Below are 22866 nucleotides of genomic sequence, written 5' to 3' on the forward strand. Positions count from 1 at the left end.
GCCTATCCCGCTAACCTGATAATTTTATACAAGATTTATCATAAAACAAAGTCTTCATAGGATTGATTTTTTAAACCGAAGATTATTTTAGTACCCTTTTTTCATCCAGTTTTTTTAATAATAAATGAAAATAAACAAGCCCTGCATAGGGATACCATTTCGCAGTGATTTCCGCTATTTTTTTATAATCTGGCTTCTTATCAAGATGTAACATTTGATATAAATTATTTTGTGCACCCACATCATCACCAGGAAAAATATCGGTTCGTCCCAAACCGCGTAATAAAACATATTCAGCCGTCCAACGTCCTATTCCTTTAAAACGACATAAAAAGCTAAGGACCTCATCATTTGATTTATTTTCCAAAGAACTAAAACTTGATTGATCGTCCACAATGGCCGCTGCGATTTGAATTAGAGTTTCACTTTTATGAGTGCTATAGCCTATTTTTCTAAGTTCAGAAACGGTGCAATTTGCCACTGCATCCGGTCTTGGAAATGCATAAAGTACTCGCTCTTTTTCCTGTAGTCTTATACTTAAGAACTCGGTCAATCGATTTTGAATATGCAATCCAGCGTCTAGAGATATTTGTTGACAGGAAATCGCATTAACCAGTGCTTCAAAAATGGAGGGAAATCGGGGGGGTTTAAGACCTTTAAATTGGCAAACAACAGGTTGTAATTGAGCATCTTGTTGCGTGATTTGATAAAAATGATTTAAATTGCATTTTAACCCCAGAAGCTTCTCCAGTTCATTACCAATGCGGTTTACAAATAACTCGGGGTATTCGCTCTCAATAGTGAGTAATAGTTGCGCCTCATTTAGTTCTTGTGTGACAACCACTTTGACAGGCATGTTGTCCATAACTAATAGTCTTGTGTAATGTTGCCCATCCCAGAGATCCACATTGTTTTTACTTCTTCTGCGTAAAGCAAAAACTGTATAATCCAATCTAAATGGCGCAACAGGATGTAAAATCAAAGAGGTGCTCATGCTCATGACCAAACCTGCTCTTTCGTTGAAAATCTTCATTAATTCTTTTAATACACTAGGCAAATAAAGCTATAATTTCCACTAGAGGATCTGTACTCAACATATTTTAGAGAGGAATGCATGGCTGCTTTTTATGATGATCTTATTTGTTATAAACAACTCCATATAACCCATGATGGGAAGCTCAAATTCTTCCTAGACAAGCACAGTACCAAAGAAGGAACCTGGGGTAAACTACAAGTTCACGCTGGGGAAATTGATTTTGTTTTCTTAGACGGACATGGAAACGAATTGTCTCGCCAATGCCTAAATGAAAAAAACGCACAAATCATAATCCCCCCTGCTTCTTGGCACAAGATAATACCCATCAGTCCGGTTTTTAATGCCTCTTTAGACTTTTATTGTAAACCCCATCGCTATTTTGATAAAAAATACAAATTAGGTAATGTGCATTCTGATTTATATTATGTTTATACCACCTACTTCCAGCACCAAAACAAATTAAAGATTCTTGATGTAGGTTGTGGTTCAGGAAGAAACCCTCTTTTCTTAGGACTTAAGGGGCATGCGGTAACTGGAATGGATCATAATGAAGCGGCTATAGAAAACATTCGTCAGATCGCTCATGATGAAAAAATAGCCACACTTAATCCTGTATTGCATGATCTCCACCATCCATTAAATCTTGAAAAAGAAGCTTATGATTTAGTCATTGCAACCGTATCCCTACAATTTTTAAATGCGGAACGCATTCCATCTCTTTTGCATGAATTACGAGATGCCACCGTAATGCAGGGATTTCATTTTCTGGTTTTCCCGATTGGGTCAGAGCAATTTGAATTACCCTCATTCTTTACTTACTTGGCCGAACCCGAAGAAGTTTATCATGATTATCAAGACTGCGGCTGGTCCATTTTAGAATATAGAGAAACCATCGGGAAACTACATAAGCTTGATGAATCAGGCAAGCCAATTCAGGGTCTCTTTGGTCTTTTGCTGGCGCAAAAAACTTTGTAGCAAATTTTATAATTTCAGTGGATGGGGTGTGAACGCTTATGAAGGGTTAGACTATCCTTTAATACAAACAATAGGTATAAGCTTGGCGACCTTTTTGGTTAGTCCGGATTCTTGGGCCGAATCAACAACGAAATCCACATTCTTGTAGGCCTCTGGAGCCTCCTCTGCTACGCCCCGATAGGAACTACTGCGGATTAAAATGCCTTGTTGTGCTAATCGATCAATGATTTCACTACCCCTCCATTGCTTGGTGGCTTGATGTCGACTCATGGCACGTCCTGCACCATGACAAGCAGAGCCAAAAGATTTAAGTTCGGCACTTGCTGTTCCCACAAGAACATACGATGAGGTACCCATGCTGCCCCCAATAATTACCGGTTGGCCTACATGGCTTAAAGCTTGGGTTAATTGAGGATTTCCAGGACCAAAAGCTCGAGTGGCTCCTTTGCGATGGACAAATAAACGCATGGTCTTACCATCTACCTCATGCGTTTCCTCCTTACAGGTGTTATGTGATACATCATAGATGAGTTTGATTTGCGTTCCTGGTATCTCATTCTGAAAAACCTCACGCATAAAATGAGTAATAATTTCTCGATTTGCTAGGGCACAATTAATTGCTGAACGCATTGCGCCTAAATAACGTTCACCCATCGGGGAACGAATAGGCGCGCAGGCTAATTCTCGATCAATAAGTTGAATACCATATTGCTGTGCATGAATTAACATGGAACGCAGAAAATCGGTTCCAATTTGATGACCTAATCCGCGAGAACCGCAATGAATACTCACTACTACGTCTCCTTGAGCTAAACCAAATGCAGCAGCGGTTTTTTCACAATATACAGTTCGTACTTCTTGAATTTCTAAATAATGGTTGCCTGAACCTAAAGTACCCATTTCATTTTTTTGTCGTTTTTTGGCTTGTTCCGAAACATGTTCAGGTAACGCCCCTGCTACTCGACCATTATCTTCGATTCGTTGCAAATCTTCACGTTCACCATATCCTTGCTTGACAGCCCAAACAGCGCCACCACGCAGCATATCATCCATTTGCTTCATCGTTAGATTAATCCGGCTTTTACTTCCTACGCCTGCCGGGATATGAGCAAAAAGTGAATCTGCCAATTGTTCCTTATAAGGATCAAATTCTTCCCGTTTAAGACCTGTAGATAAAAGTCGTACCCCACAAGAAATATCAAAACCCACACCCCCAGCAGAAACCACACCGTCATTATCCGGATCAAATGCAGCAACACCTCCAATTGGGAATCCATACCCCCAATGTGCATCAGGCATCGCATAGGAACCACGAACAATGCCTGGCAAAGTTGCTACGTTACTGACTTGTTCATGGACTTTCATATCCATATTAAGGATCAACTCTTCTGAAGCAAAAATAATCCCAGGAACGCGCATCTTCCCATGTTTGGGAATTCGCCATTCAACATCACTTATTTTTTCTAACAGATTTAGATCCATTGGTTCCCTACCTTAATTCCTAAGAGCCTATTGAGAGCCTATTGAAATAAATTTAAGTCTTATACATCAACAACACATTGTGCGACCCAAGACTTATTGTCGTGAAACACTTTTAATTCGGTGAACGTAGCACCCTTGACTTCTACTGCGGGTTGATGTCGCTTGATATCCACTGATTCTCCTGCAATTATAGCAGTTAACTGTAAATCCTTGATGGAGACATCGAACTGGCTAAAAAGCATGTTATGAACAGCCATGTTATAAATGATGGCATTTAACCAGTCGACAAATAAAATTTCCTGGCTTGGTGCCTCACACGTTATATGCAATGTCTTATTGGGTTGGACCGATTGGGCGTTTGTAATCACATTGGTCAAAGCTAAAGCTCCCATAGCAAACGCCGCAGATAAAGTAGAACCATATCCTCTTACCCCGATATCTGATTCATGAGAAAAATGTTCCCATTTTTTTTTCGCAATCATTAGAATCCTGTTTTTATAACTTGAGAAGGACCTGAATTAGTAAAACCCTAGTCCAGGAGAAAAATACCTTAACCTTTAAAATAATGGCTATCCAAGTCTAATATTTCTACTGAAAACATGATATTTAATTGATTTTCTTCCGATCTGAAAAAATCCTTTAATGAATCAAAAATCTCTTTAGCTAGGTTTTTTTTCTTAGCATCTTCTCTCCCAGGGAGTATTTTCAGAGTTAAATGTACAAATGCATTTTCAATTCGTTGATCTCCAATAAAAAATAACGGATGCACCATACATCTGCTCCTACAATTTGATAATTGAGTAGGAAGTTTTTCTGCAAGCAAATGATGTAACTTATCAAATAACTGATTTAAAGGCCGAGTCTTAATATTACTGCTTAATTCCAAAATCAAGTGAGGCATAATAATTAAACTTAAAATGGGTATAGTAAATCATAACGTGGCTTGAGGAGATGTTGCAAAGTAAATCAACTTTCTTGCCTAAAGCATCAACATTGAAACTCTTCTGTAACCTGCAGATTTTGGTGCAAGGCATGTCGGTTACGGAAACACCGTCTAATGAACACCGCAGAGCTCTATTATGTACATTAGCGCTTTGCATATACGGCTATAGACAGAATTACCATTCCCATCCCTATAGATTGTCCAGTAGTCAAACGTTCACCAAGCAACATCCAGGCAATAAGTACGGTAGCCAAGGGCATCACCGCGGTAGATAATGAGGCCATTACACCATCTACTTTCTGACATCCAAAATTCCAAAAAACATAAAAAAGGCCAGAGCTTAAACCTAAAATGATTAGAATAAGCCAATCTATTGGATGGATCGTTAAGTCACTCCAAGAACTAAAACTTAAACAAAGTATTAATAAAAGGGCATTCATAGCATTGAGTAAAGAAGAAATCAGAAACACCGGCAGAGAATTAGCATGTATTTTGCTTAAAATATAATAGGTCGCTTCGGGCAAAAGAGAAATTAAAACAAGTGCATCTCCAAAAAAAGAATGGTTCGCTTCAATTCCAGCCAGCTTATTGTAAGCAATAATTATTAATCCCAGTGTGGCAAATCCTACACAAATAGTTTTTTTCCCTGAAATTTTTTCACCCAGAATAAGCCAAGACATGATCGCGATGATGGCTGGCAAGGCACTGGTAATAATACCTGCCACATTAGCATCGGTATAATTTAATCCCCATAAGATAAGGAAATTAAACAATATTCCAGCGGAAATTGCCTGAGCCCCAATAAAATACCAATCTCTTAACTTCAACTGAGAAAAATAAAACCTAACTGGTTTGTTTTTAGCGGCTGTAAACCAATGCAAAGGCAATAAAATGAGCGCAGCCAGAGTAAAGCGGAGTGTTAATATAAATACCACGGGAATCGAAGAGAGGACATACTTGGAAAAAACAATATTTATACCCACCATAATTTGCGCCAAAATAAGGAAAAACATACCCTTGAAAAAAGAAGCATTGGATTTGTTCATAATAAATTACTTCATTGAATAAAATGAGAACGAATTCATAGCTTATCAAGTTTGAACTCAGTATGAGTTATCCATTTCACGCATTTTATGTGCTGATAACGCTTTTGTTCTCCATTGAGAAGGCGATTCACCAAATACTTTACTGAAGCGTCGACTAAACGCAGACAAATTTTCATAACCTACTGCAAGAGCGATGGCTTCAATGGAGCGATCTTGTGAAGCAAGTAATTGCTGAGCATGATGCAATTTTTTAAAGCGCCAGTACTCTGCCACACTACAACCTAGAGCAAGTTTGAATCGCCGTTGCAGTTGACTGATGCTGAGATAGCAATATTGTGCCACTTTACTTACATTAACTGCATGGGGAAAATTCAAATCAATCCAGTTTTTTGCCTTAATCGCAACGGGATCCAATTCAGGTGTACACGATTTAGTGGCAAAATGAATAATTAATTGATTAATCAAAGAATCAGCAAAAATATCTCCTTCATGCTCTGCCAAGTAGTGATGTGTAAAGGTGATGAGTTTTTTAATATTGGCTGTTAAATCAAAGGCATGCGATCTACCCTCTTCGAAAAGATGATTTTCAGTAGGCACATCAATCACTAAAAAAAGATTTTCCGTACTCCCAGCAAAACAATGCCTTTCATTAGGTGCGATGAATACTCCAATATGCTCCTTTACAACCCCTGAGTAATGACCAGCTTCTAACTCCATAGAACCGGAAAGAGGAAGAATCCATTGTGCAAAATCATGAGAATGACTACAACTTTCAGTATGATAGGAACGAAGCTCCATGCGATGGGTAATCAATTAATACTCACTATGTAAATAGTTCAAATTAAAGCGATTAGTATATCAGGAAATGGAGCATGTAGGATGATTAATGAACAAATTTTGCTACTACAATTTAATTACCAGTACATCGGTAGGGTGAGAAAACAATTGATTTTCTGCAATAATTTGAGTCTTGGAATGTTCCTTACCATTTCCATAAAACCGATTTAATGAAGGTTTTAAAGTATCAAGCATGATGAATTCCGCCTCTTGTGCTTTTGCTATTTGCTTCGCTTCCCCAATTATTTGCCTACCTAAACCTAGACCGCGATAGGGTTTGTCCACATAAACATACATTAACTCACTCACAGCAGGCGCTTTAAATTTTTTATTGCTAAACTCAGCAGCCATTTCTTTGGGAAAAATAGCAAAAAGCGCGACAGGCTCACCGCCCAATGTTCCTACATACACATAATCCTTCAAGCCATTAAGAAGATTCTTACGGTATTCAACACCTTTATTCCGAATATATCCCCATTCACCCTCAGCCCAAGCTGCAGCCAACGACAAATGCTCCATACACTCGGATAATCGAGTAAATTTCAATTGATGATTAAATAACGTGGTGCTAAAAAGTAACATCTTACATCCTAATGCTTGTTTCTGAATTCGAATATTAAACTATAAACAATAGAGAGATAAACTTTTTTCAACGAGTTGCTAGGATCGAATATTCATTTCTTTAAATTTAAGATTATCGAACTAGAAGAAATAACAAGTCGCTAATAAGACCTATAGGAATCGTATATACTAGAATCTATAATCTTAATTAAGAATTGGAGCCTTTGCGTGAAGTCTGTTTGGAAGAAATTCAAAGAGTTTTATAATGCCTCAGCTGAAAATAGAATAGGATTTTACAACTTTCTTGCCTTTCTTGTTATTCCTATTCTCGGCATGACAATTTTGTATGTTCTAGTTCGTATTTTTTGGATAAAAGCCTGAGCAACCGCAGCAATAGGGGTTGCCCAATAGCCTAACTATATAGTAATTACAAAACTATTTTGCTTGTTCAATTTTTATATCGTGGGAACCTGTTCTAGATTCCATTTTTTTAGGTAAATCCACCCAGAGCATTCCCTTTTTAAAAGTTGCCTTCGCTTTAGCTACATCAACAGTTGAAGGTAAAGAGATAGAGCGTTCATATCGACCAAAGCTAATTTCTCTGGAAAGATATTTTTTACCTTCATTTTTTTTCGAACTGGATTTTTCGCCACTAATAGTAAGCACGTTGTCAGTAATAGCTACCTTAATATCTTTTTCATCCATACCAGGCATTTCTAATTGAACACAAAAATGCTCCTTGTCTTCCACAATGTCCATTGAAGGGGCAAGATCCAATTTTTCAAATTTCCCCCAATTAAATCGGGATGGAGAAAAAAATTCATTAAAATCGCTAAATAATCGATCCACTTCATTTTGAAGATTTAAAAATGGATTTTGTGAACGATTAATTTGAATTGAAGATCCTTTACTGGTACTGGAACTTTTGCTGGGAGTTCCTTTCTTAAATTGGGTTACTTTGCTCATGATACACCTCCATATAATCTATAATTGTGGTACATCCACCAGCTTTGTCAAATGCAGTCCTAAGCAATAAAACGTACCTTTTTTTATCCCAAGCTTGCATCTATGGTACTTCATAACTAAGATAACCCTGTATGTTCTAATGGTTGACCAGAATAAACTACAACCACCATATAGATTAATATGAATTTTCTTTGTGTAAGAAATGATTAGGTAGATGGGTTTCTCCTAATACATGTCGAAACAAAAAACTAAAAATTTTGCTTTTCGTTGGGAGTAAAACATGAAAACCCCCAATTCAAGAAATTCACAAATGGAAAAGCTTTTAAACCTAATTCATGATTTAAATCAACCTCTAACAGCAATTAAAGCCTATCTCGGCGGTTGCGAACTTAGACTACAAAAAAACGACTTACATCCAAAGCAAATGATTGAAGTTTTGCAAAAAATTAATGAACATACTGAGTTATTAAAAAATAAAATTGAATTCATGAAAGAGTTATCTGCTCAAGATCAATTAATAGAGCCTGTCAATCTGCAGAGCATGATTCTAGAGATTATTTCACTTTATTCCTATGAAATAGAACATCACAAATTAAATTTAATCTTGAATTTCGAAAAAAATTTTCCCAACTTACGTATTAATCCATTTCAGGTTAAACAGATTTTATTTCGTTTATTAACAAAGTGTATTTATGCTATAGAACAAAATAAAATTTCTGAGGCAAAAATAGAAATTCAAACAATCAAGGACCAAAACACAGCAAAAATCATAATAAAAAGTTATTTTTTAATTCGAAAAGAAGACTTTGAAAGTGACCTTGCTTATTGTCGCTCTTTTCTTAATCTGGAAAGGAGCAGTTTATCAGCGGAATTATTTGCTGATAGTATTGTTTTTCAACTTATAATAGTTAATTAGGGTAAATGGATATGCCTACTAATGCGACAGTTTTTGTTGTAGATGATGATCCTGAGATATGCAAATCATTTCAATGGTTATTTGAATCTATCAACCTTCCCGTGCAAACTTATAAAAATGCTAAAGATTTTCTTTCCAGTTATACCCATCAACCTGGGTGTTTAATCATCGATGTGCGAATGCCCATAATGAGTGGTTTAGAATTGCTAGAGCATTTGAACTCTTCACATGCTCAGCTACCAGTAATCATCATTACAGGTTATGGGGATATCTCTATGGCGATCCGTGCTATGAAAGCAGGGGCAGAAGACTTCATTCTAAAACCAGTCAATCATCAGCATTTACTTGAAATCACCCAAAAATGTCTTAAAAAAATTAAAAGCAATAACCCATCCCAATCTAATATTGATGAGCGTATGCAAAGCTTAACCAAACGTGAAAAAGAAGTTATGGAGCTGGTTGTTGAAGGGAAGCTTAACAAACAAATTGCTTATGAACTTGATATATCCATATCAACAGTAGAAGTTCATCGTGCAAATGTGATGAGAAAAATGGGGGTAAAATCTTTAGCAGAGCTTATAAAAATTAATCTGATACACGCAAAAATTATCGATCCCAACCTTTGCATCAATTGACGTATAAATAATTTTTGTGAGATACATCAGTGTATGAAAGATTGAGCAGCAATGCATTTTTTAACTTACAATTATCAAATTTATGCAACTAAAAAAAGAGCAATTTATTTTATTAGTCGAAGATAATACTGCAGTCCGAGAGGCTTTGGTTTGGGCTTTGGAATATGCGGGATATGAAACGGTGACTGTGCAAAATGGCCAAGAAGCATTAAATTTACTGGATAATGGTTCTTTGCCCATGGCAATTTTTTTAGATTTGATGATGCCTGTTCTCGATGGCTTTGAATTCCGAGAGAAAAAAAAGATATCTCAGCGGATAAGACATATCCCAACAATTATAACTTCCGCTAAAACCAATTTGGAAAAAATGGAAAAAATGCCGTATGAAATTTTTTTACCCAAACCTTTTGAACTTAATGATTTATTTCATGCTCTTAAAAAAATCTTGTAATTCAAATTAAAATATTTTGATGAATGGATCGATCAATGTATCAAGCATTTATGAATTGGAATTTTAAACTTAGGTTTAATTTACTTTGATCGTATATGCGACTTGTTCCATTCTTTTAGAGAAATAAGTCGCTATATTAGTTATAGAGTGGATACGAACGGAAAAAAACTTTAAATCCGAAAAAACAATTCAGAACAATATAATAAGCAGCAAAATTGTTTTTCAAATTCAAAACTAAAGGATTTATAAGAAAAAAAAAATTAAGTAATACATTCGGTGAATTAAGGATTACCCTATATTTGTTTAAGGAACTTATAAAATGGATTCAAAGATTATCGAAGAGTCATCATTCCACATTCAAAAAGAAATTAAAAATTTACAAGACCGTCTGTTATTTAAAAGAAATAAGTTAAATGAAAAAGAGCAAGAAATAAGTTCTCTCCATTCTGAAATAGAAGAATTAAAAGATCAAATTATTGAATTTTATGATTTTAATTCTTCAGCATTTTTTACGATCGATGAGAATTTTTTAATTCATGCTGTAAATTTTCAAGGTGCTCTTTTACTCGAATACGACCGTAACCAATTAATTAACAAGAATTTTTTAAATTTTGTAAATCATCTTCAAGAAGATACTTTAAAAAAGTGCATTAAAGATCTCATTAGAAACAATGTTAAACAAGTTTGTGAGTTGGAATTATTACAAAAAGGAGGAAAACGTAAATATATAAATATCGAATGTTTCTTTACCAAGGATAAATTAATCCTACTGCTCCTGAGAGATATTACTTATATACGCCAATTAGAATCACAACAAACTCAATTAAACCAATCAATAGAGACACTTAATAATTTATTGAAAAATGTTTCAGATGCAATTGCTACTTTAGATAATGAATTTTATTTTAAAATAATTACTCCATGTTTTACTAAATATTTTTCTAAAATTTTTGCAATTGAAATTGAGCGGGGAATGAATTTCTTTACGCTTATTTCTACCTTTTCAGAATATAAGCAGCAATTTATTCATGCTTGTCAACAAGCTTTATTAGGGATTGGAACATGTATTTTAATTGAAAATACGGGTGAAACACCTGAAACTAATTTTTGTATTGAATTAAATTTTAATCCAATCCATAACCACTTTTCTCAAAAAACCGAAATTATTCTGCTTATTAAAGATTTGACCGATATTTTTTTACAAAAAAAATTAAAAATGAAAGAACAGGCCAAATTAGTTGATTCAATTCGCTTAAATACCATGGAAGGAATGGCATCGGCATTAGCTCATGAAATAAATCAACCTTTAACGGCGATTTTTCTGTATAGCCAAATGTGTCTCTTGAAAATTAAAAAACTAGACGAAGAGAATAAATTAAACGCTAATTTATTAGCCTTAATGAATAAAATAATTACACAAGCCAAACATGCTAGTGAAGTAATGAAACGTTTGAAAAGCTTTATTTATCAAGATGTATATTTACTCGAATTAGCGGATTTGAATTCATTAATTAAGGACACAATGATTTTTCTAGATTATGAATTAAGCAATTCAAAATTAAAAATCAATTTACAATTAGATGAAAATCTCCCTCAAGTTCACATAGATAAAATTCAAATAATGCAAATCATTATAAATTTAACCCGCAACAGCATGGAAGCAATGCAAGAACTCAAAAACCATACTCCTGAACTCACCATACATACAAAAAATGAAGAGAAACATATTGAAGTTCATTTCCGTGATAATGGGAAAGGTATCATTCCCGAACATGTGGAGAAAATTTTTAACTCTTTCTTTACCACCAAAAATCAAGGGAACGGCTTAGGTCTTAATATTTGCAAAAACCTCATGGAGGCCCATCAAGGGAAACTTTCTTTAAAAACTCATAATGGAAAAGGCGCTTGGTTTGTTTTTACGTTACCCAAATAGCATTCTCTTTGTGTAATGGGATGCTGTTGCTGATTAATAATGATACACTATCAACTTTAAATTATCACAATAGATTTATTTCGACATTTATTGATTAAAATAGGACCTTTATATGAGAGCAACATTGGCAAGAAACATTACGTTAACGAGTCTTCTCGCGGGAATTTATATAAATACCTCCTTTGCTCATGCTCATCATGAAACAAGCTCCATAGGTAATCCTGTAGCCGCAACAAACACTACCAAAATAATAAAGGTAACTGCCTCAGATGATATGCGCTTTACTTTTTCAGAAAAACCCGAACTTCATGAGGGTGAGATCATCACATTTGAAGTCACAAATATAGGTAAGGTAGCTCATGAATTTTCTATAGGTGATGAAGCAGAACAAAAAGAACACCAGAAAATGATGCAGTCTATGCCAGGAATGGTTCATGAAGATGGCAATACCATTACAATTAATCCCGGGGAAACCAAAAAATTGACTTGGAAGTTTCAATCCAACTCAAAACATGAAGTGGTTTTCTCCTGTAATATCCCTGGTCATTTTGAGGCCGGAATGTATATGAAAACAACCATTGCAAGAACTTAAATAAACTACTAAATCATAAAAATTGCATCTCTAGGAAGAGGAACTTTGTAAACATCTTTAATTTTGATAATTTAATACCTAGGTCCTCTTTTTCTAATTTGCACTATACGTGTTTTCCTTAATTTCATCAGTACGATCAAGGATGTTAAAAAAAGTAGATAGAACTTAAAATGGCAACAATTGTTGATAAGAAGCTCAATAATACTTTATTCCAAAAAATAAAAACGATAGAATGATTTTTAAATCGTTTTTTATTGAAAATCAAACAGACTTACTGATATACCAGTATAATACAATGTTTCATAATAGCTTAGTTGGCTGTATCTCTATTAATGCATCGAAGTAACCTAAAGAATGGAGTCATTATGGATAATAAAAACATAGAAACGGTTGAAGAAAAAGAAAATCAAATTGATGGAATCGTGGTTTATCTTTTGAAAAAATATGCAATAAAAAACGAATTTTCAACAAAAGTGGATGCAGATTTGCCCGAAGAAATGGAGGCGTAGACCGACGGGTCATATGAGCCACTGTTCTGTTTAATAACATCAAATAAAAGGAATGTGGATTGAACAAGAAGTTCCGCAGACCTCTGGCCCGCGGAATTTCTATGTGGGTTTCATTAACTTATCTAATCTTACAACGTTTTTTCTACAGCGGCCAACGAATATAGGGTAGGACAAATAAAACTAAACAACTTATACTTCATCCGCTAAAAGCCCCTTCTGTCCTCTCCTTGTTTAAAGACTACCGCGTCTCGTCGAAGTGTCTTAAAAACAGTTTCTTGAATGGAGCTAAATGTAAAAAATACTCCTGTTCTTCGCATTGAATAAATCCAAGACCTTGCGTTCATTAAACCATTTTACAGTTCTTTATTTTTTCTGACCTTGTGATATTCCTTAATGCTGTGAGTTCAAAGCAGTGTCTTTTGTTGGAAAAAATTTTAATGAAAACTATGTTTTAAGCACATGCAAAAGAAGATGCCCCCAGGATGATTCATTTTAAAATCTAGGTACTTTTATACAATGGTGGGTTTTACCTAGAAGTTAAGGTAAATGGGCAGTACCGCTTTCCTAGCTGTTAGGGTCGCTAAATTAACCTATCTGATCGGAAACTGATAATTTAGAGCAATTTCTGGAATGAGAAAATAGGAGCCGGGATCATCTATTTGAGCTCATTCCTTTAAAACCCATAATGATTAAGAGCATTAATAAAGTAAAAGGTGTGATAAAAATCATCAACAAAGGCCACAGATTGGAGCCTAAAAATAATGCAAAAACTGTATAAACAAGTAAAGGCAGACTAATGAACAAAGGAATGCAAGCAAATCTTCGCCATCTACCAGTCCATTTCCATAACAATCTGAGCTGCAAAATCCAGTATATGGGTATCGAAAAACAGAGTAGTTGTACGAATAAAATATCCCAAGTTGAAAGGGATTGTTTAGGTTTCACTCTGGCTTGCTGCTGCCGATTCAGCTCGTTTACCCATGAAGCCTTTGGATTCGATAAACTATTATTATCCTTTTGCCAGGTTGCTGAAAGTGGTATGGATTGGGTTTTTAACAGCTGCCAATTTGCATCATAAACCGAGACCTTTACGGAATCGATCTGGGTTTCTTTGTAATAAGACACCCAGGCAATAGCTTGATCTTCACCTGCAGGATAGGCTGGTGACGGATTCATACGGATATTGGCCTTTATTTCCTGTCCGTTATATATTCCCATAGCCTGGAAACGTAACGGCTGTTCACTTTGATAATGAATTAGAATATACAGCGCTTCGTCTTGATGTAATAGTGCAGGTGATACTGGACTTGTTTCTCTCAGTTCTACATTCAAAGCCCTGACTGTAGTAGCATAGGATAACATAAGCCCAATCAAAATAATCAAAATAAATTTAGTTCTGAATGATTCATTGAGCGGGTAAAGTGCTCTACTAAAGAAACGACTCCATGTCATGGTATACCTTGAATACCTTAGTTAATTACAGATTAGTATAACAAAACATAGCGGTCAAACCAGAACTGTCTGACAAGATGTTGGAGAAAGGTGAAATGAAATCCCGTATATGTTTGTATACGGGATTTCATTAATCAGTGTCGTGTTTTTTCCTTTGCTTGACCGAACAGCCAATCAAAACTTACCTCAAGCTCATCGGCAATTTTATGCATAGAAGGAGTATCTAGAGCAACAACTCCATATAACAGCGCTTCTATTTTATATTTAGGTAATTCAAACAATTTAGTACATACTTGAACCCGCTCTGTCATTAAGGCTGGAACACCTAGTTCATCAAGCTCATAGTTCAAACGTTCAGTGAGTTTTTTGTTTGACATGTTAATCTCCTCTTGCCTTTTCATCAGTGTAAAACAATTAAGCTTAAGGATTGATTAACATAGAAAAGTTTTTTAAAAAAAATAGGGATAAGCCGCAGGACATCAGAATATGACCTTAGACTTTGCGTGTGCTAAGAAAAATTAAATAACACCAAGCCATTATTGTCTTCGCCATTACTTATAGCGCAAAACCAATCGACAACTAATTTTTGTTTATGGCGAATGGGATCGAAGAAATCCACATGTAGTGTTGCAGTATTATCCTCAAAAATACTTAAGCGGCCAGAAAGCGTTAAAAACTCTCCCGAAGAACTCTCTATAAAAATTTTCATAGACGTAGTTACAGCATCCATTAAATGATCATTAACATTCTCTTTCCCATGAAAAAACTGAGTAAAATTAAATCGAGTCGTGGCACCCTCTAATTGTTTTCTTATTTGTGTCTGAAGTTCCGGACCTTTTACTTCACAGTTATCAAAATGAATAATTGCTCGGACATCATTCCCACTCTCAACCGCTGCCACTAATTGCAGATAATTAGTGATATTGTTAGTAGGAGTGAGCGGCGTGACGATGGTTTGCGCATTGGCCTGACCCAAGAAAAGCAACAGTAAAATTCCCACTCCACGTGATTGCCAAATTCTCATATATCCTCCGTGACTTCTATGCTTATTTGGAATTATTCTTATATAGAGAGAAACTAATCCCATCATTATTCTGCTATTTAAAATAGGAGACTTTAGATACATTAAGTGTAGATCTATGTTTCATTTTGTCCATATTTTATATTTTTTATACAGTTGCTTTCATTTACAGATTGTGATTTGATTTGGTAAAGGAATTAACTAATTAGTAAAATGATATACGCCCTCTTCGTGCTTCTCCTAATCTTTCTACTAATTGTAATGCAAAAGCATTTTATTGCATCTAATCGAATAATCCCCGCTTTATCCTCTGAGGCCTCCAACGATAATGCTTTAGAGCATGAAGATTTGTTAACTCTGTTTGATAAATTTAATTATCAACACGATGATGGGGTGTGTCATGGTTTTACTTTAACCTGGGCTCAAGAAGCAGCATTAGGACTAGATTATCAATTTTATAGCCGTCTTAATCTAATCAAACGAGAAAAACAAACTTTACCCAATAGCTTATACGCTATAACAGAAAAAATAAAATCAAGCCAAACTTTATCTAAAAAAGAACAAAAACGGATTGAAATAAGGCCTTTTCTGGAAGCCATATGTCTGGCTCAGTCTCCTGATAATTATTACGAATTCTATTCTCAAGCACTCCAGCAATCGAATATTGATACCATCTACAAAATGATCCAGCTTCATCTGTGTAGATCTCAAAGTACGGTTAAAAACTTATTTGGTAAAACAATGAGTTTTACATGTCCTACAGACCTCAATAAATTTTTACAAAAACTCAGTGAAATCCTTTTTATTAAAAATAATGTCGTAGTGGTATGTAGCAGTGAAGAGCACACAGTAGGTTTTAAAAAGTACAAAAATAATGTATGGTTATTCATGGATATCAATCACTTATATGAACAAAGCGAAGAGTATCCTTATCAACTTTTAACGAGCGAAGAACTTTCCCCAACCCTATATCAGTCCCTTTTTGAGACTAGTAAACAATTAGTATTTCACTGCTCTTTCATTGCAAAAACCGGCCAACGAAATTTAACCCAACAAATACAATCTCTCGATGCATTGTATCCAGTCAATTTTGAGGACACCAAAATCAGTAATTGTCGTGGCTATGGTCCATTAGCCATCGGGGTTCAAAATGACGATCGCCATACAGTCTGGAAGATACTGAAATTACATAATAAATCGCCTGTAATCAGCCAATCCGAATTAGAACATGCATTCTTTTATGCTGCAGCCTGCAATCGTCCTCACATGATGCATCAACTGATGGGTATTCCCAAGATAGATATAAATAGTCCTTGTGACAATGATGGTGCCTCGGCCCTTTGCGTTGCCTGTACGTATGGAAATGAAAGTGTGGTGCAATTATTGCTTCGCAATGGCGACATTAACGTTAATATCAAGAACTCCAAAGAAATGACCCCTTTAATGCTGGCCTGTAAATCAGCTTATACCAAAAAAAATCATGCATTATTTAAATTGCTTTTAGACGCTGGCGCCGATCTCACGCTCACGAACCAGAAGGGAGAAACCGCTTATGAGATCGCAGAAAATCACGATAACCAAACAGCACTGGATGCAATAGCCTTTTATAGTTCAAGAACCCATCATCAATTCGATCCAGATAGATCACCTGAGCGGCTCTCGACAACAAAAACAACATCAAACACGATACTTTCGTTCTTCAAGCATACTTTTTTTGATACAAAAAATGAGGTTTTCACTGCCAATGAGGTATTACGTCCTGCTAATAATTCAAAAGTTAGGTAAGATACAAAAACTCTTAAATCATTTTATTCGAGTGTACCCTTGTCATGATTTCGTAAATTACTATACTATTTTATTTATTAGTTCATAAGGATATAAGCTAATGCAAAAAATAACACCTTGTCTATGGTTTGATGGTCAAGCTGAAGAAGCGGCTAATTTTTATATTTCTGTTTTTAAAAATGGGAGTATTGAACAAACTTCTTATTACGGAGAAGAAGGTTTTAAAATACACCAGAGACCTATCGGCAGTGTTATGACCGTAATTTTTAAGATCAATGGTCAACAATATATGGCTCTTAATGGTGGTCCTCAATTTAAATTCAATGAGGCCATCTCATTTATAATCAATTGTGATACTCAGGAAGAAATTGATTACTTTTGGGAACATCTTTCTAGCGGTGGAGAGGAAGGACCTTGCGGTTGGCTCAAAGATAAGTTCGGTATTTCCTGGCAAATCGTTCCGACTGTTTTAGATCAATTAATGAAAAATACAGCTACATCAGGAAAAGTGATGAAGGCTTTATTGAACATGAAAAAACTGAATATAGCCACACTCAAAGCAGCTGCAGAATAATGGTCAATCTAGCATTTTGTGACTGTAAATAAAGTGCTAGTTGTATGATTTTTCTGGACTTAAATTTAAAAGTTATCCAATATTTTTAGTAAGTTACTTACTTATTCAATTATCAAAATTAAATTGAAAGAACCCTTTTAATTCTCCAAAAAATATGGCATCTATGCATCTAGCCAAATAATATTAAACTCTACAAACTAATAGAAGTCTTATACACATTAAATATTTGGGACCCTGCTCCATTTTTAGATGAAGTCGAGTCCATTGATATGAAATTTTAAAGCGGAAATACACACAGGAGAAGGATAAAGATATGAATTTCGAAGAATATAGTGTTCAAAAAAACCAGGGAAAAGATGTAAATCTCAAAATAATGCCACAAGAATTTGAGGTAAAAAGGCTCTGTAAAAGCTCTTTATTTACAAGTTCAAGTCTTTATAAACATAAAAGGAAGCAACCCTCATGAATGAAAATAATGATTCAGTACAGTTACGCTCAAACGAAGAATTAACCAATTTCAGAAAAAAACATTTTTTGCCTACCGCAGGATTTTACCACAAAGAGCCAATCCAGCTCGTCAAAGCACAAGACACGTATGTATGGGACTCAGAAGGAAAACGTTATCTAGATGCTATTGGTGGAATTGTTTGTATCTCAGCCGGACATAATCATCCTAAAATTAAAAAAGCACTCATTGAAGCACTTGAAAATGATACCATTCAACACACAAGTCTTCTTTATTTAAATCAGGCACCTATTGAAGCTGCCGAACGTTTGCTTGAAGAAGCACCTTATGGTATGGACAGAGTATCTTTTACTAATTCCGGTTCAGAAGCCAATGAATTGGCCATCATGGCAGCACGCCATGCGACGGGAGAAACAATGGTCGTGAATGTGCGTCATTCTTATCATGGTGGAACCTCTGCTGCACTTGCCTCTTGTGGCCATTCAATATGGCGATTTAAAGCGCAGCCTGTTACAGGCGTAACCTCTGCAGTTGAACCCTACTGTTACCGCTGTCCTTTTAAACAAAAACCAGATAGTTGTGATCTATCCTGCGCAAAAAATGTTGAAACAACCATTCAGAATTCAACGCATGGAAAAATCGCAGCTTTTATTCTTGAACCCGTGATGGGTGTTGGTGGCTTTATTACACCTCCAGATGAATATTTTAGTGAAGTTGCCCGTATTGTGCATAATTACGGTGGCAAATACATCAGTGATGAAGTTCAGACCGGGGCCGGTCGTGGTGGCGGTGATCTCTTTCTCACCAAAACTTTAGATATCGATGCAGATATGGTGACTATGGCTAAAGGCTTAGGTAATGGCGCTCCCGTTGGCGCTGTGCTTATGAAAAGTGACGTCGCGGAAACAATGACTGGCAAAACATATTTTAATACGTTTGGAGGTGACCCACTACAAATGATCCAAACCAAGCTCACTTTGGAAATTATTAAAGAAGAACAACTCATTGAAAATGCACGTGCCATGGGAGATTTATTAAAAGATGGTTTTTGTCAGTTACAAAAGAAGTATCCTCTCATTGGCGATGTTCGTGGTCGGGGATTAATGTTGGGAATTGAATTAGTTAAAGATCCTCAAACAAAAGTACCTGCATCTGATGAAGCATTTCAATTAATGGATCTTTGCAAGGATAAAGGACTCTTAGTTGGAAAAGGAGGACAGTTTGGTAATGTTTTCCGAATTGCACCCCCTTTAACAATTAACCGAGAGCAGGTCAACTTCATACTTGAAACACTCGATCAATCTTTAGCAGAACTGACCCACGCTTATACTCCGTAATAAACTACCAAAGAGGTTGGTCATTCTCAGTGGTCATTCCCGCGCAGGCGGGAATATCCCACAACTTAGTAAAGTATTAAATTGAATGGATAGCTTCTCACCTGCCGAATATTACAAACCTCAGAATGCCATTACCTCAGGTCAGCCTGACCAATGTGAATTATTTCGAAAGGAATTTGGAGAAAGCTGCCTTTAGGTTGTCACATTGGATAAAGATTACGTATCAACATATACTTCGCGTACTAGAGCTAACCATGCTTTTGCTGCCTCAGAAAGATACGCACCACGTCTCCAGGTCATTGCCATATTCCATTGAAACTCATCTCCTTTCAGTAATGGATAGGAAACTTGGGGATTTGACTTTTCAAGAGCGATCATTCTTGGTAAAAACGCCACACCAAGACCTGCAGCAACCAGCTCCAACATAAAATCAATCTGACTGCTTTGGGAAACTACTTTAGGCTCGAAACCCGCCTTATGGCTTGCATTCAGTATGATTCGATGTAAGGCAAAACCACTACCAAATAAGATAAACGGCGTATCTTTAAGCTCGGATAAACCAATTGCATGCCGACTTGCCAAAGGATGGCTCGACGCCAAAAGAGCAACTAAGGGCTCACTACGGATTAATTGACTATCGAACTCATCGGAAGTTGTTAATAATGTTCCTGCAAAATCGATTTCTCCTGCTCGTAAACATTCGGCAAGCTTTACACTTCCATGTTCGATCAGTTCTACTTCAATACCAGGATAACGTTGATTATAACGTGCAAAAAGAGGCGCAAATAGAGTACTGCTACCCACTGGAGCAATACCAAGACGTAATTTTCCTTGCTTCAAACCACGAAGTTCATCAAGTTCTTTTAGAAGATCATCGCACTCTGCAAGCAATTTAATACCTCGACGATAAACAATTTCACCCGCAGCGGTAGGAACACTACGCTTTTTAAATCGCTCAACCAGAGGAATACCTAGTTCTTCCTCAAGCTGTTTTATTGCTTTACTCACGGTAGACTGAGTCGCAAAAAGAGTTTCTGCTGCCTTAGAAAAACCACCTTGCCGAACAACCTCAATAAAAGCACGGAGAAGTTTTAATTCCATAATTATTCCATTTTAGAATCATTATTAGTCTATAAATTCATTTTATTCATAATATAAAAAAGTGTAAACTTAATTGAAATTGGAATAATCAAAATGAAAAAATATATAACATCTAAAATTCAGCACAATGCAATACTTCAAGTTGGATTAGTATGTCTTTTCTGGTTATCAAGCGAACTGATAGTTCACTTTTTAAAGCTTCCCTTTTCAGGAGGAATTTTTGGTTTGGGGATGGTTTTACTGCTTTTAGCTACAAAACGTTTAACCCTCAATCTCATAAAACATGGAGCGGAATTAATCCTTGCAGATATGCTGCTTTTTTTTATTCCAGCAATACTTGCGATACTTGAGCATCACGAGTTTATTGGTCTTTTGGGCCTTAAAATTCTCTTTGTTATTTTGCTAAGTACTTTATGTGTCATGTTAGTTACTGGGACTGTTGTGGATTATTGTTATCATTGGAGGACTAACCGTGTTAAGTCACATTCGCTCTGAACCCATAGCGCAAACCATCTTCTGGTCCTTTATAACCATTGGCATGTATTTTATAGCCAAAAAATTATATATACGCTGGTCATTTTGGTGGTTAATGCCCCTGATACTAACACCTGCAATTATTGCAGGCATTATTCTTTTGCTCCATCAAAACTATCAAGACTATTTTCGGGGCACCCGATGGATAGTCCAATTAATTGGACCGATGACTGTTGCCTTCGCCATTCCTATTTATGAGAAACGTGCCCTTATACGTCAACATTGGCTTGTACTTTTAATTGGGGTATGTGTCGGAAGTTTTACCTCAGTATTAACAAGCTGGGGATTAGCTAAGTTGGTAGGACTTGATAAAAATATAAGCTTAAGCCTATTGCCTCGTTCTCTCAGCACGCCCTTCGCGCTTGAAGCATCACATAGCATAGGCGGCAGCCCAGAATTAACAGCGATATTTGTGATTATTACAGGGATATCGGGAGCGGTTATTGGTGAGCTCCTTCTCAAACGTTTTTCATTTCATTCAACCCTAGCTCGTGGGTCTCTTTTCGGTGCTGGAGCACACGCAGCAGGTGCTGCACAAGCTCATAAAATAGGGCCTCCCGAGGGAGCGATTGCTGGCTTAGTGATGATTTTAGTAGGGCTCATAAATGTACTACTTCTTCCTCTTACTCGTCATTTTCTGCACTAAGCATTAGACTCACAATAAGATTTTGGAAAATATTTGAAGATTAATCCGCGGCGAGCATACTTTTTCACAAAAAGTTGGAGAAGCACGTAAAAATAGATTCCATTAATACGAAAAAAGTTTTAAATTCTATCAACGCCTACTAATACTAAGAACAAGTTTACCATGCGCTTAAGACTCCTTTTTTTATTTATTTTTTTTGTTAATGCTGCAATGGCAAGTCCATGGTTTACAGGACCATTACTTGCTCCGGCTGGAAAAACAATCCCCAGAGGCCATCTAAATTTTGAACCCTATGCATTTTATAGCGGCTATCCACAAGGGTTCAGAAACTTTGAAGTTGTTCCTATTCTCAGCGTGGGAGTTTTTAGTTTTGTAGATTTACAAACATCGATACCATGGGATTACAGTTGGGATAATGGACAGCATGGAGATGGTGTTGGAGATTACAGCTTGGCACTGGGATTTCAAGCTTTGCGACAACAAGAAGGTTCTTGGCTTCCCGATCTTCGCATAGTAGTACAAGAGGTTTTTCCTACAGGACGCTTTGACAATTTAGACCCTAAAAGATTGGGTACTGATCAAACCGGTTTAGGATCCTATCAAACCTATCTTGGTTTTAATTTTCAAAGATTGTTTCAGTTGAAAAATGACCATTATTTACGTACGCGTTTGAGCTTGGTCGGAGCAAAATTTTCTGATGTCGAAGTGCAAGGAGTGAATGTTTTTGGTGGTAGCGCTACCACCGAAGGGAGGGTAAAACTGGATAATAGTTATTCTGCTGACTTAGCCTTTGAGTATACGCTAACCCAAAATTGGGTTCCGGTTTTTGAAGTTTTGTTTGTCCACAACCCCAGCAGTAATTTTGAAGGTAATCCCGGATTCACGCCGGGGGGGACTGTGGCAGGTATTGGAGGAAAAGCGAATGAACAAGTGTCACTCGCTCCTGCTATTGAGTATAATTTTACCTCCAATCTCGGTCTTATTGGTGGAGTTTGGTTTTCTGTAACTGGACCTCATGCAGCTAAATTCGTAACTGGTGCTCTTGCACTTAATTGCTATTTATAAAGC

Annotated in this window: 25 protein-coding genes; 13 read left to right on the plus strand and 12 right to left on the minus strand. The window is 36.3% G+C overall.

Features of this window, described 5'->3' with window-relative positions:
- Window positions 1-82 precede the first annotated feature (82 nt).
- On the minus strand, window positions 83-1000 hold the full coding sequence (locus tag ACWTE2_RS27620; protein WP_454785295.1) for a DNA-3-methyladenine glycosylase family protein: 918 nt from the start codon (window positions 998-1000) through the stop codon (window positions 83-85).
- A 114-nt stretch (window positions 1001-1114) separates the two neighbouring features.
- On the opposite strand from ACWTE2_RS27620, the gene tehB reads away from it, so the two are divergent.
- The gene (gene tehB / locus ACWTE2_RS27625) at window positions 1115-2011 is read left to right on the plus strand and encodes an SAM-dependent methyltransferase TehB (RefSeq protein WP_454785296.1); all 897 of its coding nucleotides are present in this window, start codon (window positions 1115-1117) and stop codon (window positions 2009-2011) included.
- A 51-nt stretch (window positions 2012-2062) separates the two neighbouring features.
- Here tehB and ACWTE2_RS27630 read toward each other — a convergent pair whose 3' ends face one another.
- The 7 genes from ACWTE2_RS27630 to ACWTE2_RS27660 form a co-directional block, all read right to left on the minus strand.
- On the minus strand, window positions 2063-3493 hold the full coding sequence (locus ACWTE2_RS27630) for an RtcB family protein (protein ID WP_454785297.1): 1431 nt from the start codon (window positions 3491-3493) through the stop codon (window positions 2063-2065).
- A gap of 59 nt (window positions 3494-3552) precedes the next feature.
- Window positions 3553-3975 (minus strand): archease, encoded by a 423-nt coding sequence (locus ACWTE2_RS27635; protein ID WP_454785298.1) that lies wholly within the window; start codon window positions 3973-3975, stop codon window positions 3553-3555.
- Between the two features lie 68 nt (window positions 3976-4043).
- A complete protein-coding gene (locus ACWTE2_RS27640) occupies window positions 4044-4394 on the minus strand; it encodes a 5-carboxymethyl-2-hydroxymuconate Delta-isomerase (protein ID WP_454785299.1) in 351 nt (116 codons plus the stop codon).
- A 185-nt stretch (window positions 4395-4579) separates the two neighbouring features.
- Window positions 4580-5482, minus strand: a complete 903-nt coding sequence (locus ACWTE2_RS27645) for a DMT family transporter (RefSeq protein ID WP_454785300.1) — start codon at window positions 5480-5482, stop codon at window positions 4580-4582.
- Window positions 5483-5539: 57 nt separating this feature from the next.
- Entirely contained in the window at window positions 5540-6280 is a 741-nt protein-coding gene (locus ACWTE2_RS27650; RefSeq protein ID WP_454785398.1) for a helix-turn-helix domain-containing protein, read from the minus strand.
- A 105-nt stretch (window positions 6281-6385) separates the two neighbouring features.
- On the minus strand, window positions 6386-6901 hold the full coding sequence (locus ACWTE2_RS27655; protein ID WP_454785301.1) for a GNAT family N-acetyltransferase: 516 nt from the start codon (window positions 6899-6901) through the stop codon (window positions 6386-6388).
- A 414-nt stretch (window positions 6902-7315) separates the two neighbouring features.
- Window positions 7316-7846: an Hsp20/alpha crystallin family protein gene (locus tag ACWTE2_RS27660; RefSeq protein ID WP_182392809.1), complete on the minus strand. Its 531-nt coding sequence runs from the start codon at window positions 7844-7846 to the stop codon at window positions 7316-7318.
- 280 nt (window positions 7847-8126) lie between these two features.
- Between ACWTE2_RS27660 and ACWTE2_RS27665 the strand changes: the two genes are divergently transcribed.
- From ACWTE2_RS27665 to ACWTE2_RS27690, 6 genes are all read left to right on the plus strand, one after another.
- Entirely contained in the window at window positions 8127-8762 is a 636-nt protein-coding gene (locus tag ACWTE2_RS27665; RefSeq protein WP_454785302.1) for a sensor histidine kinase, read from the plus strand.
- A gap of 11 nt (window positions 8763-8773) precedes the next feature.
- Window positions 8774-9397: a response regulator transcription factor gene (locus ACWTE2_RS27670; protein ID WP_454785303.1), complete on the plus strand. Its 624-nt coding sequence runs from the start codon at window positions 8774-8776 to the stop codon at window positions 9395-9397.
- Window positions 9398-9479: 82 nt separating this feature from the next.
- A complete protein-coding gene (locus ACWTE2_RS27675; RefSeq protein ID WP_182392806.1) occupies window positions 9480-9848 on the plus strand; it encodes a response regulator in 369 nt (122 codons plus the stop codon).
- A gap of 319 nt (window positions 9849-10167) precedes the next feature.
- Window positions 10168-11781 carry a PAS domain-containing sensor histidine kinase gene (locus ACWTE2_RS27680; protein ID WP_454785304.1) on the plus strand — a complete coding sequence of 538 codons (1614 nt, stop codon included), beginning with the start codon at window positions 10168-10170 and terminating at the stop codon, window positions 11779-11781.
- Window positions 11782-11893: 112 nt separating this feature from the next.
- On the plus strand, window positions 11894-12373 hold the full coding sequence (locus ACWTE2_RS27685) for a cupredoxin domain-containing protein (RefSeq protein WP_454785305.1): 480 nt from the start codon (window positions 11894-11896) through the stop codon (window positions 12371-12373).
- A 365-nt stretch (window positions 12374-12738) separates the two neighbouring features.
- On the plus strand, window positions 12739-12882 hold the full coding sequence (locus tag ACWTE2_RS27690) for a hypothetical protein (protein WP_454785306.1): 144 nt from the start codon (window positions 12739-12741) through the stop codon (window positions 12880-12882).
- Window positions 12883-13533: 651 nt separating this feature from the next.
- On the opposite strand, the gene ACWTE2_RS27695 is transcribed toward ACWTE2_RS27690, so the two are convergent.
- The 3 genes from ACWTE2_RS27695 to ACWTE2_RS27705 form a co-directional block, all read right to left on the minus strand.
- On the minus strand, window positions 13534-14334 hold the full coding sequence (locus tag ACWTE2_RS27695) for a hypothetical protein (protein ID WP_454785307.1): 801 nt from the start codon (window positions 14332-14334) through the stop codon (window positions 13534-13536).
- A 134-nt stretch (window positions 14335-14468) separates the two neighbouring features.
- Window positions 14469-14711 (minus strand): hypothetical protein, encoded by a 243-nt coding sequence (locus ACWTE2_RS27700; protein ID WP_454785308.1) that lies wholly within the window; start codon window positions 14709-14711, stop codon window positions 14469-14471.
- Window positions 14712-14842: 131 nt separating this feature from the next.
- Window positions 14843-15358, minus strand: coding sequence for a hypothetical protein (locus tag ACWTE2_RS27705; protein WP_454785309.1), 516 nt, complete (start codon window positions 15356-15358; stop codon window positions 14843-14845).
- 210 nt (window positions 15359-15568) lie between these two features.
- Between ACWTE2_RS27705 and ankG the strand changes: the two genes are divergently transcribed.
- The 3 genes from ankG (at window position 15569) to ACWTE2_RS27720 (ending at window position 19517) form a co-directional block, all read left to right on the plus strand.
- Window positions 15569-17140 (plus strand): Dot/Icm T4SS effector AnkG/AnkZ/LegA7, encoded by a 1572-nt coding sequence (gene ankG, locus ACWTE2_RS27710; protein ID WP_454785310.1) that lies wholly within the window; start codon window positions 15569-15571, stop codon window positions 17138-17140.
- 100 nt (window positions 17141-17240) lie between these two features.
- Window positions 17241-17714 (plus strand): VOC family protein, encoded by a 474-nt coding sequence (locus ACWTE2_RS27715; protein WP_454785311.1) that lies wholly within the window; start codon window positions 17241-17243, stop codon window positions 17712-17714.
- 462 nt (window positions 17715-18176) lie between these two features.
- Complete coding sequence (locus ACWTE2_RS27720) at window positions 18177-19517, plus strand: aspartate aminotransferase family protein (protein WP_454785312.1); 1341 nt, start codon at window positions 18177-18179, stop codon at window positions 19515-19517.
- Between the two features lie 216 nt (window positions 19518-19733).
- Here ACWTE2_RS27720 and ACWTE2_RS27725 read toward each other — a convergent pair whose 3' ends face one another.
- Window positions 19734-20618 carry a LysR family transcriptional regulator gene (locus ACWTE2_RS27725; RefSeq protein WP_454785313.1) on the minus strand — a complete coding sequence of 295 codons (885 nt, stop codon included), beginning with the start codon at window positions 20616-20618 and terminating at the stop codon, window positions 19734-19736.
- Window positions 20619-20711: 93 nt separating this feature from the next.
- Between ACWTE2_RS27725 and ACWTE2_RS27730 the strand changes: the two genes are divergently transcribed.
- From ACWTE2_RS27730 to ACWTE2_RS27740, 3 genes are all read left to right on the plus strand, one after another.
- The gene (locus ACWTE2_RS27730) at window positions 20712-21113 is read left to right on the plus strand and encodes a CidA/LrgA family protein (RefSeq protein ID WP_182392796.1); all 402 of its coding nucleotides are present in this window, start codon (window positions 20712-20714) and stop codon (window positions 21111-21113) included.
- Window positions 21091-21798, plus strand: a complete 708-nt coding sequence (locus ACWTE2_RS27735) for an LrgB family protein (protein ID WP_454785314.1) — start codon at window positions 21091-21093, stop codon at window positions 21796-21798. Before ACWTE2_RS27730 ends, ACWTE2_RS27735 begins: the two co-directional genes overlap by 23 nt.
- Before the next feature lie 162 nt (window positions 21799-21960).
- Window positions 21961-22863, plus strand: coding sequence for a hypothetical protein (locus ACWTE2_RS27740; RefSeq protein WP_454785315.1), 903 nt, complete (start codon window positions 21961-21963; stop codon window positions 22861-22863).
- Window positions 22864-22866 lie beyond the last annotated feature (3 nt).

It is taken from the genome of Legionella nigrisilvae (assembly GCF_977063395.2).

What these genes read in the sequence shown, in the direction of transcription:
- ankG (WP_454785310.1), top strand. Translation starts at nt 15,569, where the DNA reads ATGATATACGCCCTCTTCGTGCTTCTCCTAATCTTTCTACTAATTGTA.
- ACWTE2_RS27730 (WP_182392796.1), top strand. Translation starts at nt 20,712, where the DNA reads ATGAAAAAATATATAACATCTAAAATTCAGCACAATGCAATACTTCAA.
- ACWTE2_RS27720 (WP_454785312.1), top strand. Translation starts at nt 18,177, where the DNA reads ATGAATGAAAATAATGATTCAGTACAGTTACGCTCAAACGAAGAATTA.
- ACWTE2_RS27705 (WP_454785309.1), bottom strand. Translation starts at nt 15,358, where the DNA reads ATGAGAATTTGGCAATCACGTGGAGTGGGAATTTTACTGTTGCTTTTC.
- ACWTE2_RS27690 (WP_454785306.1), top strand. Translation starts at nt 12,739, where the DNA reads ATGGATAATAAAAACATAGAAACGGTTGAAGAAAAAGAAAATCAAATT.
- ACWTE2_RS27695 (WP_454785307.1), bottom strand. Translation starts at nt 14,334, where the DNA reads ATGACATGGAGTCGTTTCTTTAGTAGAGCACTTTACCCGCTCAATGAA.
- ACWTE2_RS27655 (WP_454785301.1), bottom strand. Translation starts at nt 6,901, where the DNA reads ATGTTACTTTTTAGCACCACGTTATTTAATCATCAATTGAAATTTACT.
- ACWTE2_RS27630 (WP_454785297.1), bottom strand. Translation starts at nt 3,493, where the DNA reads ATGGATCTAAATCTGTTAGAAAAAATAAGTGATGTTGAATGGCGAATT.
- ACWTE2_RS27660 (WP_182392809.1), bottom strand. Translation starts at nt 7,846, where the DNA reads ATGAGCAAAGTAACCCAATTTAAGAAAGGAACTCCCAGCAAAAGTTCC.
- ACWTE2_RS27650 (WP_454785398.1), bottom strand. Translation starts at nt 6,280, where the DNA reads ATGGAGCTTCGTTCCTATCATACTGAAAGTTGTAGTCATTCTCATGAT.
- ACWTE2_RS27635 (WP_454785298.1), bottom strand. Translation starts at nt 3,975, where the DNA reads ATGATTGCGAAAAAAAAATGGGAACATTTTTCTCATGAATCAGATATC.
- ACWTE2_RS27700 (WP_454785308.1), bottom strand. Translation starts at nt 14,711, where the DNA reads ATGTCAAACAAAAAACTCACTGAACGTTTGAACTATGAGCTTGATGAA.
- ACWTE2_RS27740 (WP_454785315.1), top strand. Translation starts at nt 21,961, where the DNA reads ATGCGCTTAAGACTCCTTTTTTTATTTATTTTTTTTGTTAATGCTGCA.
- ACWTE2_RS27725 (WP_454785313.1), bottom strand. Translation starts at nt 20,618, where the DNA reads ATGGAATTAAAACTTCTCCGTGCTTTTATTGAGGTTGTTCGGCAAGGT.
- ACWTE2_RS27645 (WP_454785300.1), bottom strand. Translation starts at nt 5,482, where the DNA reads ATGAACAAATCCAATGCTTCTTTTTTCAAGGGTATGTTTTTCCTTATT.
- ACWTE2_RS27685 (WP_454785305.1), top strand. Translation starts at nt 11,894, where the DNA reads ATGAGAGCAACATTGGCAAGAAACATTACGTTAACGAGTCTTCTCGCG.
- ACWTE2_RS27665 (WP_454785302.1), top strand. Translation starts at nt 8,127, where the DNA reads ATGAAAACCCCCAATTCAAGAAATTCACAAATGGAAAAGCTTTTAAAC.
- ACWTE2_RS27675 (WP_182392806.1), top strand. Translation starts at nt 9,480, where the DNA reads ATGCAACTAAAAAAAGAGCAATTTATTTTATTAGTCGAAGATAATACT.
- ACWTE2_RS27715 (WP_454785311.1), top strand. Translation starts at nt 17,241, where the DNA reads ATGCAAAAAATAACACCTTGTCTATGGTTTGATGGTCAAGCTGAAGAA.
- ACWTE2_RS27640 (WP_454785299.1), bottom strand. Translation starts at nt 4,394, where the DNA reads ATGCCTCACTTGATTTTGGAATTAAGCAGTAATATTAAGACTCGGCCT.
- tehB (WP_454785296.1), top strand. Translation starts at nt 1,115, where the DNA reads ATGGCTGCTTTTTATGATGATCTTATTTGTTATAAACAACTCCATATA.
- ACWTE2_RS27670 (WP_454785303.1), top strand. Translation starts at nt 8,774, where the DNA reads ATGCCTACTAATGCGACAGTTTTTGTTGTAGATGATGATCCTGAGATA.
- ACWTE2_RS27680 (WP_454785304.1), top strand. Translation starts at nt 10,168, where the DNA reads ATGGATTCAAAGATTATCGAAGAGTCATCATTCCACATTCAAAAAGAA.
- ACWTE2_RS27620 (WP_454785295.1), bottom strand. Translation starts at nt 1,000, where the DNA reads ATGAGCATGAGCACCTCTTTGATTTTACATCCTGTTGCGCCATTTAGA.